The 16,413-nt window shown below is 66.7% G+C and carries 15 protein-coding genes; 4 read left to right on the plus strand and 11 right to left on the minus strand.

The annotated features are described in order from the left end of the window. Positions 1-9: 9 nt before the first annotated feature. From ABT171_RS15445 to ABT171_RS15465, 5 genes are all read right to left on the minus strand, one after another. Complete coding sequence (locus ABT171_RS15445; protein ID WP_351243794.1) at positions 10-837, minus strand: ABC transporter permease; 828 nt, start codon at positions 835-837, stop codon at positions 10-12. Then, positions 834-1,820 carry an ATP-binding cassette domain-containing protein gene (locus ABT171_RS15450; protein WP_351243796.1) on the minus strand — a complete coding sequence of 329 codons (987 nt, stop codon included), beginning with the start codon at positions 1,818-1,820 and terminating at the stop codon, positions 834-836. The genes ABT171_RS15445 and ABT171_RS15450 overlap by 4 nt, the downstream gene beginning before the upstream one ends. 123 nt (positions 1,821-1,943) lie before the next feature. Further along, a complete protein-coding gene (locus ABT171_RS15455; protein WP_351243798.1) occupies positions 1,944-2,249 on the minus strand; it encodes a hypothetical protein in 306 nt (101 codons plus the stop codon). A 76-nt stretch (positions 2,250-2,325) separates the two neighbouring features. Continuing rightward, a complete protein-coding gene (locus ABT171_RS15460; protein WP_351243800.1) occupies positions 2,326-2,979 on the minus strand; it encodes an ATP-dependent Clp protease proteolytic subunit in 654 nt (217 codons plus the stop codon). Positions 2,980-3,165: 186 nt separating this feature from the next. Then, the gene (locus ABT171_RS15465) at positions 3,166-3,840 is read right to left on the minus strand and encodes a hypothetical protein (protein ID WP_351243805.1); all 675 of its coding nucleotides are present in this window, start codon (positions 3,838-3,840) and stop codon (positions 3,166-3,168) included. A gap of 283 nt (positions 3,841-4,123) precedes the next feature. Between ABT171_RS15465 and ABT171_RS15470 the strand changes: the two genes are divergently transcribed. The 3 genes from ABT171_RS15470 to ABT171_RS15480 all read left to right on the plus strand — a co-directional run bounded on the left by ABT171_RS15470 (position 4,124) and on the right by ABT171_RS15480 (position 6,969). Continuing rightward, positions 4,124-4,588 (plus strand): hypothetical protein, encoded by a 465-nt coding sequence (locus tag ABT171_RS15470; RefSeq protein ID WP_351243807.1) that lies wholly within the window; start codon positions 4,124-4,126, stop codon positions 4,586-4,588. A gap of 9 nt (positions 4,589-4,597) precedes the next feature. Beyond that, positions 4,598-6,412: an alpha/beta hydrolase gene (locus ABT171_RS15475; protein WP_351243809.1), complete on the plus strand. Its 1,815-nt coding sequence runs from the start codon at positions 4,598-4,600 to the stop codon at positions 6,410-6,412. Between the two features lie 89 nt (positions 6,413-6,501). Further along, positions 6,502-6,969 (plus strand): hypothetical protein, encoded by a 468-nt coding sequence (locus ABT171_RS15480; RefSeq protein WP_351243811.1) that lies wholly within the window; start codon positions 6,502-6,504, stop codon positions 6,967-6,969. A 196-nt stretch (positions 6,970-7,165) separates the two neighbouring features. On the opposite strand, the gene ABT171_RS15485 is transcribed toward ABT171_RS15480, so the two are convergent. After that, entirely contained in the window at positions 7,166-9,100 is a 1,935-nt protein-coding gene (locus tag ABT171_RS15485) for a hypothetical protein (protein WP_351243813.1), read from the minus strand. Between the two features lie 324 nt (positions 9,101-9,424). Beyond that, complete coding sequence (locus ABT171_RS15490) at positions 9,425-10,318, minus strand: phosphorothioated DNA-binding restriction endonuclease (RefSeq protein ID WP_351243815.1); 894 nt, start codon at positions 10,316-10,318, stop codon at positions 9,425-9,427. A 165-nt stretch (positions 10,319-10,483) separates the two neighbouring features. On the opposite strand from ABT171_RS15490, the gene ABT171_RS15495 reads away from it, so the two are divergent. Further along, positions 10,484-11,188 carry a PaeR7I family type II restriction endonuclease gene (locus ABT171_RS15495; RefSeq protein ID WP_351243817.1) on the plus strand — a complete coding sequence of 235 codons (705 nt, stop codon included), beginning with the start codon at positions 10,484-10,486 and terminating at the stop codon, positions 11,186-11,188. 31 nt (positions 11,189-11,219) lie between these two features. Here ABT171_RS15495 and ABT171_RS15500 read toward each other — a convergent pair whose 3' ends face one another. The 4 genes from ABT171_RS15500 to ABT171_RS15515 form a co-directional block, all read right to left on the minus strand. After that, on the minus strand, positions 11,220-11,945 hold the full coding sequence (locus ABT171_RS15500; RefSeq protein WP_351243819.1) for a PaeR7I family type II restriction endonuclease: 726 nt from the start codon (positions 11,943-11,945) through the stop codon (positions 11,220-11,222). Positions 11,946-11,959: 14 nt separating this feature from the next. Continuing rightward, positions 11,960-13,636 (minus strand): Eco57I restriction-modification methylase domain-containing protein, encoded by a 1,677-nt coding sequence (locus ABT171_RS15505; protein WP_351243821.1) that lies wholly within the window; start codon positions 13,634-13,636, stop codon positions 11,960-11,962. A 487-nt stretch (positions 13,637-14,123) separates the two neighbouring features. After that, on the minus strand, positions 14,124-14,690 hold the full coding sequence (locus tag ABT171_RS15510; RefSeq protein ID WP_351243823.1) for a hypothetical protein: 567 nt from the start codon (positions 14,688-14,690) through the stop codon (positions 14,124-14,126). A gap of 56 nt (positions 14,691-14,746) precedes the next feature. Then, the gene (locus ABT171_RS15515) at positions 14,747-16,405 is read right to left on the minus strand and encodes a DEAD/DEAH box helicase (RefSeq protein ID WP_351243825.1); all 1,659 of its coding nucleotides are present in this window, start codon (positions 16,403-16,405) and stop codon (positions 14,747-14,749) included. Positions 16,406-16,413 lie beyond the last annotated feature (8 nt).

Below are 16,413 nucleotides of genomic sequence, written 5' to 3' on the forward strand. Positions count from 1 at the left end.
CCCGGGGGATCAGCCGACGCTCTTGCGGTAGGCGCGCATCGCCAGCGGGAAGAAGACCGCGACCATGCCCGCCATCCAGGCGAGGCTGCCGAGCAGCGGGTGCGCGACCGCGCCGCCGTTGAGCAGCCCGCGCACGGTGTCGGCCATCAGGCTGACCGGGTTGACGTCCGACCAGGCCTGCAGCCAGCCCGGCATGGTCTTGTCCGGGACGAACACGTTGCTGGCGAAGGTCAGCGGCAGCACCACGATGGTCATCAGGCCCTGCACGGAAGCGGGGGTCTTGGCCAGCATGCCGATGTACACCGACAGCCAGGAGAAGCTGAGCGCGAAGCCGATGAGCAGGGCCAGCGCGGCAAGCGTGGACAGGGGGTCCGTCCCGATCCGGTAGCCCATGATCAGGGCGAGGACCAGCAGGGTGCCGAGGCAGACCGCGTAGCGCACGAAATCGGCGAGGACGGCGCCCACCAGCGGGCCCGAGCGGGCGATCGGCATGGACCGGAACCGGTCGAACATCCCGGTGCTCGCGTCCGCGTTGAGGGAGACACCGATGCCGATGCTCGCCTGGAAGACGGTCATCACCATGATCCCCGGCGTGACCGTCCGCAGGTACGCGTCGTCATCGCCGCCGGAGATGGCGCCGCCGAAGATGTAGACGAACATCAGCAGGGAGATGATCGGCGTCAGCACCACATCGGTGAGCTGCATCGGGGACTTCATGAACCTGGTGACGCCGCGTCCGGCGAGGGCGAGGCTGTGCCGCAGGGACCGGACCGCGCCGATGCGCAAGGGGGCGGCGGCCTGCCGGGTGGTGTGGGCGGGGATGGTCTGGGCGCTCATGCCGCGGTCCTCTCGGCGTAGGTGTCGTCGTTCTGCTCGTCGTCGGTGGTGGCGGAGCGGCCGGTCAGGGCCAGGAAGACCTCGTCGAGGCTGGGCAGGCGCAGCCCCATCTCGTCGGTGCCGATGCCGTCCGCGGCCAGGCGGCGGGCCAGCGCGGACACCAGCAGGGGGTCGTCGGCGGGCACGGTCAGCAGCCCGTTCGTACCGTCCTGGACGGGGGCGGTGCCGGTGAGCTCGGTCAGCATCGCGGCCACCCGGGGCACGTCCTGCGGCAGCGACGGACGGGCCTGCAGGATCTGCCCGCCGACCCGGCGCTTGAGTTCACCCGGGCGGCCCTCGGCGACGACCCGACCGCGGTCGAACACCGTGATGCTGTCGGCGAGTTGGTCGGCCTCCTCCAGGTACTGGGTGGTGAGGAGCACCGTGGAACCGTCGTCGACCAGGCGCCGGACCACGTCCCACACCTCGCCGCGGGCGTGCGGGTCGAGCCCGGTGGTCGGTTCGTCCAGGTACAGCACCTGCGGCCGGCCGACCAGACTCGCCGCCAGGTCCAGCCGGCGGCGCATACCGCCGGAGAACGTGCTGAGCGGCCGGTCCGCCGCCTCGGTCAGGGAGAACTGCTCCAGCAGCTGGGCGGCCCGTACCTTCGCGGCCCGCTTCGACATGTCCAGCAGCCGGCCCAGCAGCACCAGGTTCTCCGTCCCGGACAGGCTCTCGTCGACGGACGCGTACTGCCCGGTGAGCCCGATGAGCTGGCGCACCCGCACCGGGTCCCGCACCACGTCGTGCCCGCCGACCATGGCCCGGCCGCCGTCCGGCCGCAGCAGCGTCGACAGGATCCGTACGGTGGTGGTCTTGCCCGCCCCGTTCGGCCCCAGCACACCGATCACCCTGCCGGCCGGCACCTCCAGGTCGACGCCGTCCAGCGCGACCATGTCCCCGTAGCGTTTGACCAGACCCTCGGCCCGGATGGCGTACGACATGTCCGCCCTCCCCATCTCTTCGCTCGTCCGCTCTCGCGGTGCTCGCCGCTCTCGATGAGGAAGACGGTGCCGGACCCCGCTGGCAGGCCGCTGACAGACCGCTGGCAGGGGCCGACGAGGCTGTCAGCGGCCTGGCAGCCGCGGGGGCTGGAGCCTGGCGAGGAAGCGGTGCGCGTCGAGGGACTCCAGGGCCTTCGCCATCGTGCGCACATGGATCTCCGTCTGCTGACGCTCGAACATCAGCGACAGCGCGTCCCGCAGGGCGCGTGTCTCCGCCACGAGCGCCTGAGCGGCACGCAGCGCCGTGTACGTGCCCGTCACCTGTGTCGGGTTGAGCTCGCTCAGTCGTTTGAGGGTCGCCAGGTAGGCATCGATGACCTGGCTCTCGGCCTCGGTGAGGGCCGGGATCTTGGGAGACTCGGGGAACATCAGGACGCGACCGCCTGTCTGTACTCGTCTACCGGGCCCGTCTACCGGGCCCGTCTTCCGGGCTCGTCCTCTGGGCTCAGTGCAGGTCGCGCGGAGTGATCACCTGGTCCACGATCCCGTACTCCAGGGCCTGTTCAGCCGTGAGGATCTTGTCGCGCTCGATGTCCTCGCGGATCTTCTCGATCGGCTGGGCGGAGTGCTCGGCCAGCATCTCCTCCATCTGCTCACGCAGCCGGAGGACTTCACCGGCGGCGATCTCCAGGTCGGTGATCTGGCCGCGGCCGGTCTCGCTGCGGGGCTGCTGGATCAGCACGCGGGCGTGGGGCAGCGCCATGCGCTTGCCGGGTGTGCCGGCGGCCAGCAGGACGGCGGCGGCGGAGGCCGCCTGGCCGATGCACACCGTCTCGATGTCCGGTTTGACGTACCGCATGGTGTCGTGGACCGCGGTCAGCGCGGTGAGCGAACCACCGGGACTGTTGATGTAGAGGGAGATGTCCCGGTCCGGGTCCATCGACTCCAGGCAGATCAGCTGGGACATGAGGTCGTTCGCCGCCGTGTCGTCGATGTCCGTGCCCAGGAAGATGATCCGCTCCTCGAAGAGCTTGGCGTACGGGTCGTACTCGCGGACGCCGTTCGCACTGCGCTCGGCGAAGCGCGGAACCACGTAGCGCGCCTCGGTACGGGGCGGTCGGGCGGACGAGTCGAAGACGTTGCGGAAAGACACAGGCACCCCCGGGAGATGTATAGGACGTACATAATGTACAGAACTACGGTGCAGCATGGCGCACCAGGTTCCGCTGACGCAAGGGCGCGCCGGGCTCGTTGCGTCCGGGAACCAGTCAGGGGCCTGATCCACTCACCGGATCAGGCCGCTGACTCGTACTGCCGCCGGACTCGCTCGCCGGCTCCGGGAGGCTCAGCCCCGCCCGCGGCGACGGAAGCCGAGGAACAGCGCCCCGCCGACGAGAACGGCCACCGCCGAAGCCCCGGCGGCCAGCGGCACCACGGGACCCGCGCCGGTGCCGGCCATGGCGCCGCCCCCGCCCCCGCTGCCGCCCGTCACCGTGCCGGTTCCTGTGCTCCCGCCGCCGCCGGAACCCGCCGTACCACCCGAGTCCTTGCCCCTGCTGTCGCTGCCCCTGCCGCCGGCGCCAGAACTGTGGCCCGGGGCGTGGACGACGATCGCCGCGGTGTTGTTGTCCGCGTCGGGGTCGGTGCTCGGCGACGTCACCTCGACCGTGCCCGGCTTCAGGGCGGCCGGATCGACGACGCGCAGGTCGAAGGTCCAGGTCGTGTACTGGCCGGGGTCGATCCACGCGTCGTGGGTGTCCTGGAAGCAGAGGTAGTAGACGGCGCCGTTCCTGGGTGCGAACCTCACGCAGCCCCTGGGAGTGGTGACCGCCTCCGCCCCGGCCGGGAGGGAGACACGGGTCTCGTACGGCGGGTCCTCGCCCGGCTCGCTGCCGAGCCACGCCGCCATCCCGGCGGGGCCCTTGTTGCGCACGCCGACCGTGGCCCTCACCAGGTCCCCGGCCTTCTTCTGCCGCACGGTGGTCCCCACGGCCTGGATGTCCGCGGCCCCCGAAGCCATGGGCGATGACCCTCGACGCCACGAGAAGGTTGCACGCAATCCACACGAACGAACAGGCTGCCGGGGCGGCGGGATTCGGTGAGTCGGGGCCCTTACGGTGATTGACACCGGTGCCGGGGTGCCGTCCCCCGGGAGGGGCGGGGATACGTCACCGAGCCGTCCTCGTTCACTTGCCCACTTGCCTGCAGCTCCGCTGTCCCACTGTACGCAGCGTTACCACCGTACTTCTCGCGCGTTCACAGGATCTCGGCGACGTACGACGGGACACGGGGAGGGGCCACACATGGCGTGGGACGAATGGGAGCAGCTCAAGGCCGCAGCGGCCGAACGGCACTCCACACGGATGCAGCTCAACCAGCTGCCCGGCGACCAGAACGGCACGAGTTCGACCGGTAGCGGCGCTCCCGGCAGGCTCCGGTCCGACAAGAAGGCATGGTCTACGGCCGGCCAGGGCGTGGGGGACCTGCGGGACGACATCGGCAAGGCGCTGACGAAGCTGGAGCACGGCACGACAGGGCTCGGCAAGGGCTCCGGCTGTTCAACCGCGGCAGCCCAAAAGAGCGTGTACGACTCCTGGGAACGCCGCGTGAAGGACATCGGCGAGCTGTGCAACGGGCTCGCCGGCGTGCTGGAAAAAGTGGGGAACGACCAGCTCAAGAACGATGAGGCCATCAAGTCCGAGATCGCTGGGCTGAAGGTCCATGCCGAGGACACGTCCGCCGCCGGCGGCACGGGCAAGGGCCGGTGATCCGTACGCATGGACCTCAGGAAACTCCAGGCCATCAACCCCTCCGACTACGCCGACGCAGCCGACGGATACCGCGCGATCAGTGACATGGCCGACGCGGCCAAGGGCCGTATCGACCAGCAGATCACCAAGGTCATGCAGAAGGCCAACGAGGGCGAGGCGGCGAACGCGGCGCAGCAGCAACTGGCCAAGCTCTCGCAGAACTTCCACTACACCCAGGTCGAATGCGGCCTGATCAGCGGAGCACTCACCGGATTCTCGTCCGAGATCGCCGCCCCACGTCGCCGCCTGATCGAGGCACTCGATGACGCGAAGGCGCTGTCGTACACCGTCCACGCAAACGGCAGCGTCGCGTACCCCGCCGGTGGCGAGAACGAACTGACCGAAGAGAAGACCGCCGGCGGAACGGTCACCGGGTTCAACGGCATCTACAGCCGCGGCCCGGGCCCGGACATGACCGGCCTGCGCAGCCCCAACCCGAACCGCGCGAAGGCCCAGGACATCGCCGACCGCATCGCCCACGCTCTGCGGGAAGCCACGGAGATCGACGATCGCTACAGCAAGGCGCTGGAACAACTCAAGGCCGCACCTGGTCTGACCGTCGACACCAAGACGTGGGCCGACGTGGCGTCCGACGTCGACGCCGTCAGCTCAGCGGCAACCCAGTACCTTCTGGACCACATCCCGCTGGACAAGTCGCCGGCCGACATCACCAAGTGGTGGAACGGCCTCAGCGATGAGCAGCGGGATGAGTACAAGAGGGGCTTTCCTGAGCTTATCGGGAACCTGGATGGCATACCGGCGGTGGTACGTGACGAGGCGAACCGCGAGAACATCCAGACGCTGATTGCTAAACTGGAAGGCCAGCACGACGACGACTCCCAGACGAAGCTGGATGGCTTGAAAGGCATCCAAGAAAAGCTTCTCGCGGGCAGCGACCCACCCATGTATCTCCTTGGTATCGGCGACGAAGGTAATGGCCGGGCAATTGTTGCCTACGGAAATCCAGACACGGCGCAGAACATCTCTGCCTATGTTCCGGGGCTTACCGCGAGGCTTGACGGAGATTTCCCCGGCGGGACAATGAAGCGCGCCCAGGACACGGCCCTGACGGCCAGGGAAATTTCCCCTCACAGCTCTACTTCGTCAATCGTCTGGCTTAGTTATGACGCGCCCCAGCTCACTGCGCGTGACTTTCTGAGCAGCAGGAGCGTCATGTTCACAGACGATGCTGAGGCGGGAGCACCCGCTTACAACCGGTTCATGGCCGGCATTTCGGCGACACACGAAAACGGCGATCCTCACATCACGGCCATCGGCCATTCGTACGGATCATTCACCGTCGGCCTTGCGGCCCAGAAGAAGGGTGGCATCCCAGGAGCTGGTGACATCATTCTCGTGGGAAGTCCGGGGACCGGGGCAAATTCCGCGGACCAATTGAATGTAGGAAAGGGACACGTGTTCGTGGGCGCGGCCGAACACGACCTCGTCACCGGAGCTCCTTCCAAGGGGCAGGTCGCCGGCGGGGCCGTCGGGGGCATTCTGGGGGCTTTCGCAGGCGCGCCGGAAGTCGGTGCTGCAGCCGGTGCGAGCGCGAGTGATCCGAACGGCGACGATCTCTGGTTCGGCAAGGACCCTGCCAGCAAGGCTTTCGGTGCTACACGGTTCGCGGTGAGTGACGGGCCTACGATTTTCGAGGACCACGGGAAGATGAAAGCCCACTCCAACTACTTCAATCCTGCAAAAGATCAGATGTCGGCGGACAATATCGCAAGGATTGTTGTCGGCAGATCCGGCGAAATCGTTCGGGAGCAGCCGCGGTGAGAACCGTATACCCTGGAATTCTACTTGGCGCTTTGCTGCTGACTGGATGCAGCTCTTCGGACGGAACGTCTGTAGGTGACTCGAAAAAAATGAACATGCAAGAGGCTGCAGAGCATGCCGACAAGATCCTTGATGGCACGTTCGCCGCGATCAAGCCGACAGTTCATTGGACCCACGGCGAGTCAACTGAAGGGAGTTGTGACGTATCGAGGCGGCGGGCGGTAATGACTGTCATTTCGGAGGCGCGAAGGGGAAGCTTCCTGGGCGTGGTGGAGCGCTACTGGAAATCGCAGGGATACAGTCAGATCGGTGTGAACCGGAACACGAAAAGCCCGGCCATGTATTTTCAGACGCCAGATGAATTTAACGTGCGTCTCTTGATCGGCGACAACGGGCAGGCATTCTTCGAAGTGGCAACACCATGTGTGGAAAAGTCGGCGGTGTCACCACCCACCTCGAAGACAGTCGGACCGAATTATGCAGGAAAGCCGATTCCGGACCCGAATGTCCACTCCGACTTCTGGTCCGTTGGAACCCCACGCCGTGGAACCCGCTGACGCCGGTGGTGGGCCGTGCTGCGTGCAAGGTGTGCGGCACGGCCGTGCCCATCCACGCAGGCGGTTCAACCAGGACTCCATTGCCGTTGCGAGAAGCGCTCGACGTCTCAACTCATTGGCATGTCACCCGCGAGTGTGACCGTCGCTGCAGGGAGCGCGGTCAGCCGTCGAGCGGACGCCGGAGTGCACTGCGGGGTTACTTGGAGGTTGGTGCTTTTGGCCAGTCTGTGCCCTTCGCTGCGGCGTCGAGGACGTCACCGAGTCGCAGCCACGCGGTTGGCCCGGAGTGGGAGGCGGGGCTGGTGGCGAAGCGGGTCCAGGCCTCGTCGCTGTCGCCGAGGGCGGCCACTACGACTGATGCCACGGCTCTGTGGGCCGTTCCGTGCTGAGGTCCGCCCACGGTCAGAGCTGTCCAGGCGGGCAAGGCGCGGATGAGCTCCGGCGGGCAGTCGGGTAGCGCCAGGACCCGCCGTGTCCACGTCTCCCTCAGGTTGGGGCCGCCGCCCAGAAGCCTTCGGAGATGCGTGGTGATGCGGATCAACGTCTCCTCTGGGGCGGAATGGCACGCCAGGACATCTGAGAAGGGGAGTTTCGGCCGGTACGCGTTGGAGGCGAAGGAGAGCAGCACCTTTTCCACGAGGGCGTCATCGCGGCCATGCCTGGACAGGTAGTCGCGCAGGACATCGTCCGAGGCTCTGGCCAGATCCGCGACGGTGACCTGCTCGGGGTCTCCGATGGCTGAGCGGCGTGCCGCCGTGGCGGGGTCGCCCAGGATCCGCTCGATGGCGGTGCGAAGCTCGGCCAGCCGCTGGTCGTCCTGCTGCGTCTTGTAGTCGATGCGTTCCCATCGGCTGCGTGAGCGGGGACGAACGTGTCGGACCACCGCACGTGCCTTGTCCTTTACTTCCTCCGTCATGTCCGGCAGGTGCAGCAGCGTGGCGTGCAGCCAACGCAGGTCCCTGGTGCTTGGGCAGACCGGGTCAGGGTCGGGTTCCCACAGCCGCAGGGCCCTGACGGCCGCGGCCGCGAAGCGCTGACCGAGCGTTACAAGGAGCTCCTCCGATGAGAACCAGGTGTGAGGTCTGCCGTAGCGACTCTTCGCTTCCCCCGGATAGAGGAGATGACGCCAGGAGCCCTCCGCTCTGGACGCGACCCAGGAGACCGCGGCTCGAAGTCCGAGCTCGCGGATGTGGGCAGAGTCGTCGAAGTACGCCTCGACTCGCTTGCGGGCCTCGGGTGCCAAGGCGTCGAGAGCTGTAGCGAGGCGCGAGCGGACCTCCTCCTCGCAGACACCGTCCCTCAGCATCCGGCACAGGCGGGTGATCAACTCGAAGTCGGCGAAACCGGCCAGGTCCTCGGCAGCCATCTCTTCCAGCAAAGACGGCTCGACGTCCCAGGGCACCGTGCCGAGGAGGTGATCACGGATGGTCGTCCTGGAGCGTTTGTCCGGCGCCGAGTCGATCAGTTGGCGGTGACGGCTGGTGTGCACGGTCACGATCTGTTCCCACATGTCTTCCCAGGCCTTCCGCGCGGCCCAGAATCTGTCGAGACTGTCTTCCTCTTCGGATTCGTCTTCGGCGGGGAACAGCGGAAACTCGGGCAGGAGGCGGAGAGAGGCCGAGAACACGGTGTCGTGCAGTTGGGATTCGCGCAGGATCAGCTGGGAAGCCGTGGGCTCCTCCAGCAGCTGCGGAGTCATGGGCTGCCGGTGCGGACCGCGGACTTTCAGCTCGACCACGACGGCCGCGGCCAGCGTTTCTCCGCAGTGCTCGCGACCGAGAGCGCCAAGCTGCGACACGGAGCAGCGGTGCAGGGCATCCTCGCGCAGGGAATCCGGGCACGATGGATGTGCGAGCGCCGCGGCAGCCAGGGTCAGAGGGGAGCCCTCGTACGGCTGGACTTCCTTCCGTAGACCGCTGTCGACCGCGGCCCTGAGCGCCCACACCGGCGCCGATTCGCTGAGTGCGCCACGGAGCAGAGCCAGTAGGAGATCGTCGCGATGGGTTCCTTCCGGTAGGTCTCGCACCTTCTCTACCGCCATGCGAATCGGCGGGGAGTCCGGGGCCGCCTCCGCGGCAACGGCCCGTAGAAATCCGATGGGTAGCCCGGCGCGCGGCTCATCAGTGGTCATGCAGTTCCCCCCACGGTTCGTCATGGCTGCGGTGACCATGGTGGCTCACGCCACTGACATTCGGGCTGCATCGTCCAGAATCCGGCACGCTGGGGGTTGAGCGAGCGGCAGCGGGCACTGCTCGGCCGGCTCGCGGCCGCTGCGGCGCTCGATACGCATGGTTCGGGGAGATGCGCTGGAGGACGCGCCGCCAGCCCCTGCTGTCACAGGGCCTGGCCGCTGAAGCCGTACCTGAAGGGTTGGAGTCCGCTGCCCGGAGCAAACGGGTTCGGTGGGGAAGCCCGCTGACACGCTCTTGGCCGACGACAGTCGGGCACAGCAAGGTCAGGCGGGGATCGGGCGTGGGGAGCCCTTGAAGACCTGGCTGGTGTGCCAGGCGCGGTGGGTCGCGGCGACGGGCCGGATGCCGGGCTGGGGGCCGATGAGGGGGCGGCCGGCGAGTGCGGTGACGTGGTCGCGGGCGGCGGGGCTGCGGCCGGCGAAGTGCTGGGAGACCAGGACGCGGTGGCTGTCGCCTATGCCGAGGACGCCTTTGTCGAAGAGCTTGTGGTGCAGGGAGCACAGGCACAGTCCGTTGTCGACGTCGTCCGGGCCGTCGTAGGCCCACCAGCGCACGTGTGCGGCCTCCAGCGCCACGGGCGCAGTGCCGATCATGCCGTCGTAGCCGCAGAAGGCACATTGGTACTCGTAGGCGGTCAGGATCAACTCCCGCATACGGCGGTCGCGTCGGCGTCGCTCGGGGGCGGTGAGGGCGTCGGTCTCCGCCGGCTCCAGTTCCAGGCCGACTGCATCGCACAGGTCCGGGTGGAGCGAGGGTGGGAAATGCAGGTCCAGCAGGACCCTTGCCATGCGGCCCAGGAGGGAGGGCTCGCGGCGCAGTGCCGCGCGCAGACCGGGGGCCAGGCGCCCGGTGGCGCCGCTGGCCCGCAGCTCCGTGACGGCGGTGCCGGGGCTGCCGGGGCCGCGGTCGGTGCGTACCTCCCACACCTCGTCGTTGGCGAGATGGTGGAAGGGGTAGGCGGGGGTGGTCCCGCGCACGGGGCCGTACTCCGCCAGCAGCTGCTTCAGATCGGCCTCCACCGCGCTGTAGCGCAACTCGCCCTCGGCATCGGCCTGGAAACGGCCCAGCGCGTACAGCAGCAGTAACGGCTTGTGCGGTGCCCGTACCCCGTCCCGGCTCCATTGCCTCAGACTCGCGGCGCGCTCCAGCCAATCCATGGCCCGTGATCGTAGCGACGCGTGGCCGCACATGGCGTGGTTCGCGACTCCTCGTCACCACGGCCCAGTCCCCGACTGGTTGTCAGTGCCGTACCTCAGACTTGGGCCAGCCACGGCTTCCCGCCCGGAGTCCGTGGTGTGCCCGAGCGATGAGAGGAGTCGGCCATGAAGTCCGAGGCCGTCCAGCAAGCAGTCGAACACTTCTGGACCAAGCGGGGTGAGCAGAGGGAGAAGCAGGAGGACGGGGGTAGAGCGGGCGGGGAGGCGCGGGGTAACGGGCATCTCGCAGGATTCGAAAGGGCCGTAGCGGATCTGTTCCTTGACCTTGGCATCAAGGAGGGGGATATCCGTATGGGGAGGCCTTATCTGCCTGGGTATTACCGGGTGCGTAAGCAGTGGGACCTTGTGGTGTTGTATAAAAAGGTCCTGGTTGCGGCCTTTGAGTTCAAGTCCCAGGTCGGCAGTGTGGGAAAGAATTTCAACAATCGGTTCGAGGAGGCGCTGGGCAGCGCAACCGATCTTGCCATAGCCCAGAGCAAGAACGGGCCATTCGGTTCCGTACCTCCTTGGCTTGGCTACATTTTCGTGCTGGAGGAAACCCCCGACACTGAAAAGCCGGGCAGGGAGACGCGGGCACTGTTCAAGACGGACTCGGTTTTCGAGGGCCTCTCCTACAATCAGCGGTACCAGGAGATGATGAGGAGGTTCATCAGCGAGAACGTGTACGACACCGGATGGTTCCTCACGACCCAGCGGAACGATGACGGGACCGCGACCTACAAGGAGCCATTGCCGACGGCGACCTCTCATACTTTGCAGGTCGCCATCGAGGGGCGCGTCAAACTCGTGAAGGCCATGCTGGGGGAGTGAATACCGGAGGAATTCTACTCGGCCAGCCTACTCAGCCAGGGAAGCCGAGATCCCTCAAATACGTCAAGCGAGCATTGATCGCCGCAGAAAAGTGCCTCCAGTCGAGGCTCTCCACCGGCTCGATCGGCTTCGGGTTCTCTGCCGATGACGTGACGTAGCAGGCGGCGTCGTAAAGCTGTTCGGCCACCAGCCGCTCGCAGAAGATGCCGAACCGATCCTGATAAGAGGTGTCGCGCCAGACCTCGTCGACAGGCAAGGCCCCACGGGCGGTCTTGACCGGCCTTCGGGACTCGTCCCCGTCCTGCATGATGAAGAAATAGCCGAGCCAGGGCCTTTCCCTCGGGTAGAGCTCGGCAAGGGCAGCCCGGCGCAGGTCCACTGCGCTACCGAGCGCTTCTTCGACTCGGTTGTTGTAGTTGTTGCCGTACGACGGTCCGCCCAGAGCCTTCATCTCGAAGGCTGCGATGAGGACGTTCTCGTGCACGACCACGACATCCCACTGCTTCTGCGGTCGGTAGTAGCCGGGCAGCTCCAGGCCCTGGGACTTACTGACCCGGATGCTCTCGGGCGGGTAGCCGGCTTCGAGGAAGAACTTCGCCAAGAGGATGGCGATGGCGTCGAAGTGCTTGCCCCCTCGCACGGAGCCGGCCGTGCCGGCCCCCACCGCGTTCTTGATCGCGGACTGCTCGTTCTGCAGTTGCTTGGCACCCCAGTACGCCGCTATGGCGTCCTCGAAGTCCTGGCGGGTGACCGTCAAGATCCGTCCCCTCCCTAGTCGGGCAGCTCGACCAGCCCGTAGACACGCAGGGCGGCCTCCGTGGCAGCCTTCACGTCGCGCTTGTCGAACGCTTCCGCCAGGGCGGCTTTGTCGCTCTCGCTGATCGCTTCCGGATCGGGCACACGGATCTTGCGGAGGTACTGCGCCTGGAAGCGGAGCGTTCCCCCTCGCATCTTGACCGCGTACGCCTTCACGAACGCTTCCGCGACCTTGGACAGCAGCAGGCCACCGAGTACGCGCATGTCCCAGACATCCGAGACGATGAAGTACAGGTTGTGGTGAGGGTACAACCCGCCTTCGTCCAGGACCGGATGAATGGTCAGCTTCATGTCCGGAAACAGCAGCTTGGGACGTCGCGTGAGTCGGTGGTCGACCTTGTCGATCGTCTTGTACCAGCGCTGAGGCTGCTTGACCGCGATGTAGCGCTTCCGCAGAGCCGCTCCGTGCTCCTCGAAGTACGCGGCGAGCCGCGGGTAGGCGGAGAGGTCGACCAAGGTGCCGTCGGCCGTCCAGGGGTTGACCAGGTAGGTGCGGTTCCAGTGCAGGGTGCCGCTCGTGGTGTCGCGGACCATGGCCATGGGCAGCAGCCGGTCGCTCTCGACCAGGTTCTCGTCCTTCGTGAGGAAGACCTTGTCGGCGCCGGTGGCGATGCCGATGCCGACACGTGTCCCGGTCTTGTCGTCCTCCAGCAGCCGGAACCGCTCGGTGAGCTCTTCCAGAACCGCCAGCCTGGCCGGCGAGGCGGCAGGCCAGGAGTCCTCGTCCGGGAACCAGTGCGGCATGCGGGCTGCCTGGAACGCCGTGGTGGTGACCGACTCCGATCCGTCCTTCGCGTACCAGTCCGCGAACTCGCGGGCTTGGATCCTGCCGAATGCCCGGGTGGTGTCCGCTGCCACGGCTTCGCCCTGGGGCCGGTTCGAGATGATGGTGATCGCCGGATAGGCCGAAACCTGATCTTCGAAGGCGTCCACGTCGTGCATGACCAGGGCCAGGTCCATGCTGAAGCGGCTGGTCACCAGCTGGCGGAGCCGACGGCCGTACTGGTTCCGCATCCAGCGGTCGGCGCAGATGAAGCCCAGGCGCCCCCCGGCGTTGAGGCTGCGCAGTGCGACCTCGTAGAAGCCGATGTAGATGTCGGCCCTGCCACCCATCGTGGCGCAGGCACTGCGGTAGGCCGCCATCCGGTCATCAGGGACGTCTTCGAGACGGATGTATGGAGGATTTCCGACCACGTAGTCGGCTCGGTGATCCGCATCGGGCTGGAGCAGGTAGTCACCTTGTTCGACCCAGGCGTTTGCCACCTGCCGGGCCTCCTCGGCCGGCCACCCCTCGTCCACCAGTTGCTTCTCGACGACTCCGCGGCTCCGTTCCACGTTGCGGTCGAGCAGATCCAGAGCGCGGACGGCCGCGAGGACATCTGCGAGGGGACGATTGTGCGTGCGGCAGGAGGCACCGATCCGCGATGCGACGGCTGCCAGGAATGCACCTGTGCCGCAGGCCGGCTCGACGAGCTTCACGTCGCAGAGATCCTTGTCGGCCGTGTAGCCGAGGAGGTCGAGGACCAGGTCGACCACCCAGCGTCGTGTGAAGACCTCACCGTGCTCCACGGCCTCCGTGGGGAGGGGGGGCAAGGCGTGCAGGTCGGTGTTGGAGAGCAACGGAGTGGCCACGTCTCGACCCTACTAGGGACGATTCCGGCCACGGGTTCCTTCGCGACCGAGTGGCATCGACGCCGAGCCGCCTTCGTACGATTCCGCCGCTTCCGCATGCAGCGGCCGACGCCGACGGTGCAATGGCGACGCCTGCTCCGGTGCGGACCGTGACCAAGCCGACGAAGAGTCGATCACGGGAAGGGCCGGCTGCTCACCGACACGGTTGGTGAGCAGCCGCTTCGTTTGGCCCCCGGGTACGTCAGAGGCCACCTACCAGTAACTAGCAGGTGGCCTCTGACCAGCGTCGGGGTGGCGGGATTTGAACCCACGACCTCTTCGTCCCGAATGAGGTTCGGTTGGTGATCCTGCCAGCCGCGATGGCGTTCCCGCAGGTCAGATGGGTGGGCTCGGTTGGTGTGGCGTGGCTTGGAAGGGGCTCGGGGAGCGGGTTGGCTCCCAGATGGCTCCCAGGTCGGGCACCTGTTGTGGGGCGACGAGGAGCTGGTTACCGATCGGGAAGCAGGTCGGGGTTATCGATCATGCTGCGGTGCAGGTGGTCCAGGTCGACACCGCAGTGGTTCGCCAGCCGCACGTGACGTTCACGCGCGTGCTGAGGGATCGTCTCGCCGTCCCTGGTGGTGATCACGATGCCGGGACGGGTGGGTGAGTCGATGGCCTCGTTCAGCACGGCCCAGATGAGGTCCTTCAAGACCCCCGCCTTGCCCCAGCAGATGTAACGCTTGACGTTGCCGTCTGTGGCAAGGCAGTGATTGGGCTTGCCCTCCACCGAGTCCGGCACCACTGACCAACCGGGTCCGCAGAAGAAGTGGACAATCTCGTCCGCCCCGCGAAAACGACGGCGGACGTACGGGACGAAGTTGCCGATACCCTCCTGAGCTCGGGCGTACTCCTTCATCGGTACGTCCTTGATCCACACACGGACGTCCTGGTCGCTGGCGAACTTCCGGAGCTCCCCGCCAATTCCCGGGTCATCGAACCAGCGGCGGTACTGAGCGGTCTTCCCGGGATTGCTCAGGAACTCCCAATCCAGCTCGTCGGCGGTGCGGTACATGCTGAGGAGGATGCGACGGCGAAGAGCTTCCGGAAGGTTGAGCTGGGGCAAGGCGGCTACTCCAAGGTGGCGAGGGCGGACGGGAACTGCAGGCGGTGCTCGTCGTACGCGGTTTCGAGACTGGCCGCGTCCTTGATCCACTCTTCCATAAGGGTCGCAACCCGTTGGTCGTTGAACTCAATCTGTGATGGGGCGACTTGGTCCAGGACTTCGAGCTCGCCACCCTCCAGACTCCGCTTGATGTTGAGGGCCGCCGCGATCCGGCGTAGATCGCTGACGAAGTCGAGTACCGTCACGCGCTCCTTGCCCTCCCGGAGTCGGAGCCCCCTCCCCAGCTGCTGGACGAAGATCCGCCGAGAGTGAGTCACTCGGGCGAAGCAGAGGATGTTGACGTCGGGGACGTCCACACCCTCATTGAGGATGTCCACTGAGGTGAGGATGGGGACCTCGCCGCTACGGAAGGCTAGGAGCCGGCTCTGCCTCTCGCGTTTGGCCAGGCCGGCGTGCAGGGCCAAAGCGCCGGACCACAACGGGGTGCGACGCAGTAGTTCGGCCAGTCGCTCGGCGTGCTCGACCGTGCGGCAGAACACGATGGCTCGTGGATTGGCGGTGGCCGCCCATGCGGCAGCCAGCTCGTCTCGGATGGACTCGTCCCGCTGTGGCAGGAAGAGGCGAGCGTTGAGGTCGGCCAGGCCGTACTCGTGCTCGCTCGCCGCTTTGACGACATCCCAGTCGACGTTGTCGACGAACAACCGATAGTCCACTTGGGCCAGGTAACCCCGACGCATTCCCTCCTCGATGCCGAGCGTGAAGCTCGCGGGCCCGAAATGGTGGCTGATGTCATGCGAGTCCCCTCGCCACGGAGTGGCCGTGACCCCGAACTGCCTCGCGGTAGAGAGCACTTCGAGCAGCTCGTCGTACTGCCCGTCCTCGCCGACGTGGTGGGCCTCGTCAACCATGACAAGTGCCGGCCGGTAACCGAAGCGGGCAGCCGGCAGAGCGGAGCCCACTGTGGCGCAGGTCACTCCGGATAGGTCGTCCGGGCGGGTGTCCCCAGTAAGGAGACGGGTGGGGATTTCTTTGGGCAGGTGTCGCCAGAGGGCGCGCTCCAATTGATGGACAAGATCCTTGGCGTGAGCGACAACGAGAACCTGATCCGTGGGGTGGCGGCGGAGGTGCGCCGCGATGACCTCGCCGCCGACCACGGTCTTGCCGAGACCCGTCGCCAGGATGAGCAGGGCGCGTCCGTGTGAGTCCAGGTCCTTGTCCAGGGCCCAAAGCGCTTCGGCCTGGTAGGGGCGAGGCGTCACCTCTCCGAAGCGGGGCGGGATCCCCTTGAAACTGCGGGCGAGGTGACCGCCCTCCCAGAGATGGATGCTGGGACGGATGCGCGATAGAACGTCGACCCGGCGCCGGGCCTCTGAGCTGAAGCGGCTGTTGGTCACGACGACGGCCTGATGCGCACTGTAGTGGTCACGCGCGTTGTCGACCTCGTCCACGGCGTCAGCGCCGACGACCCCTCGTCGCTTCCACTTGCACTGGAAGACCCATAGTTCTCCCCGTCGACGAGCGAGGACATCGCCACCCTCGTCACCGGAGCCATCGATAACGGCTACGTCCGTGAAACCCAGATGCCACAGGAGCCGCTCGACACGCCTAGGGAACTGCAGCGGTCCGGCGTCGAGAAGGGGGGCCGGGTCCAGGAAGCTGTGCATCGCCTCTC

This window comes from Streptomyces sp. NPDC001851 (assembly GCF_040297165.1).
Lineage (GTDB): Bacteria > Actinomycetota > Actinomycetes > Streptomycetales > Streptomycetaceae > Streptomyces.

Excerpts from the sequence above, each read along its gene's own strand:
- ABT171_RS15445 (WP_351243794.1), bottom strand. The coding sequence starts at position 837 with ATGAGCGCCCAGACCATCCCCGCCCACACCACCCGGCAGGCCGCCGCC.
- ABT171_RS15450 (WP_351243796.1), bottom strand. The coding sequence starts at position 1,820 with ATGTCGTACGCCATCCGGGCCGAGGGTCTGGTCAAACGCTACGGGGAC.
- ABT171_RS15455 (WP_351243798.1), bottom strand. The coding sequence starts at position 2,249 with ATGTTCCCCGAGTCTCCCAAGATCCCGGCCCTCACCGAGGCCGAGAGC.
- ABT171_RS15465 (WP_351243805.1), bottom strand. The coding sequence starts at position 3,840 with ATGGCTTCGGGGGCCGCGGACATCCAGGCCGTGGGGACCACCGTGCGG.
- ABT171_RS15470 (WP_351243807.1), top strand. The coding sequence starts at position 4,124 with ATGGCGTGGGACGAATGGGAGCAGCTCAAGGCCGCAGCGGCCGAACGG.
- ABT171_RS15475 (WP_351243809.1), top strand. The coding sequence starts at position 4,598 with ATGGACCTCAGGAAACTCCAGGCCATCAACCCCTCCGACTACGCCGAC.
- ABT171_RS15480 (WP_351243811.1), top strand. The coding sequence starts at position 6,502 with ATGAACATGCAAGAGGCTGCAGAGCATGCCGACAAGATCCTTGATGGC.
- ABT171_RS15485 (WP_351243813.1), bottom strand. The coding sequence starts at position 9,100 with ATGACCACTGATGAGCCGCGCGCCGGGCTACCCATCGGATTTCTACGG.
- ABT171_RS15490 (WP_351243815.1), bottom strand. The coding sequence starts at position 10,318 with ATGGATTGGCTGGAGCGCGCCGCGAGTCTGAGGCAATGGAGCCGGGAC.
- ABT171_RS15495 (WP_351243817.1), top strand. The coding sequence starts at position 10,484 with ATGAAGTCCGAGGCCGTCCAGCAAGCAGTCGAACACTTCTGGACCAAG.
- ABT171_RS15510 (WP_351243823.1), bottom strand. The coding sequence starts at position 14,690 with ATGTACCGCACCGCCGACGAGCTGGATTGGGAGTTCCTGAGCAATCCC.
- ABT171_RS15515 (WP_351243825.1), bottom strand. The coding sequence starts at position 16,405 with ATGCACAGCTTCCTGGACCCGGCCCCCCTTCTCGACGCCGGACCGCTG.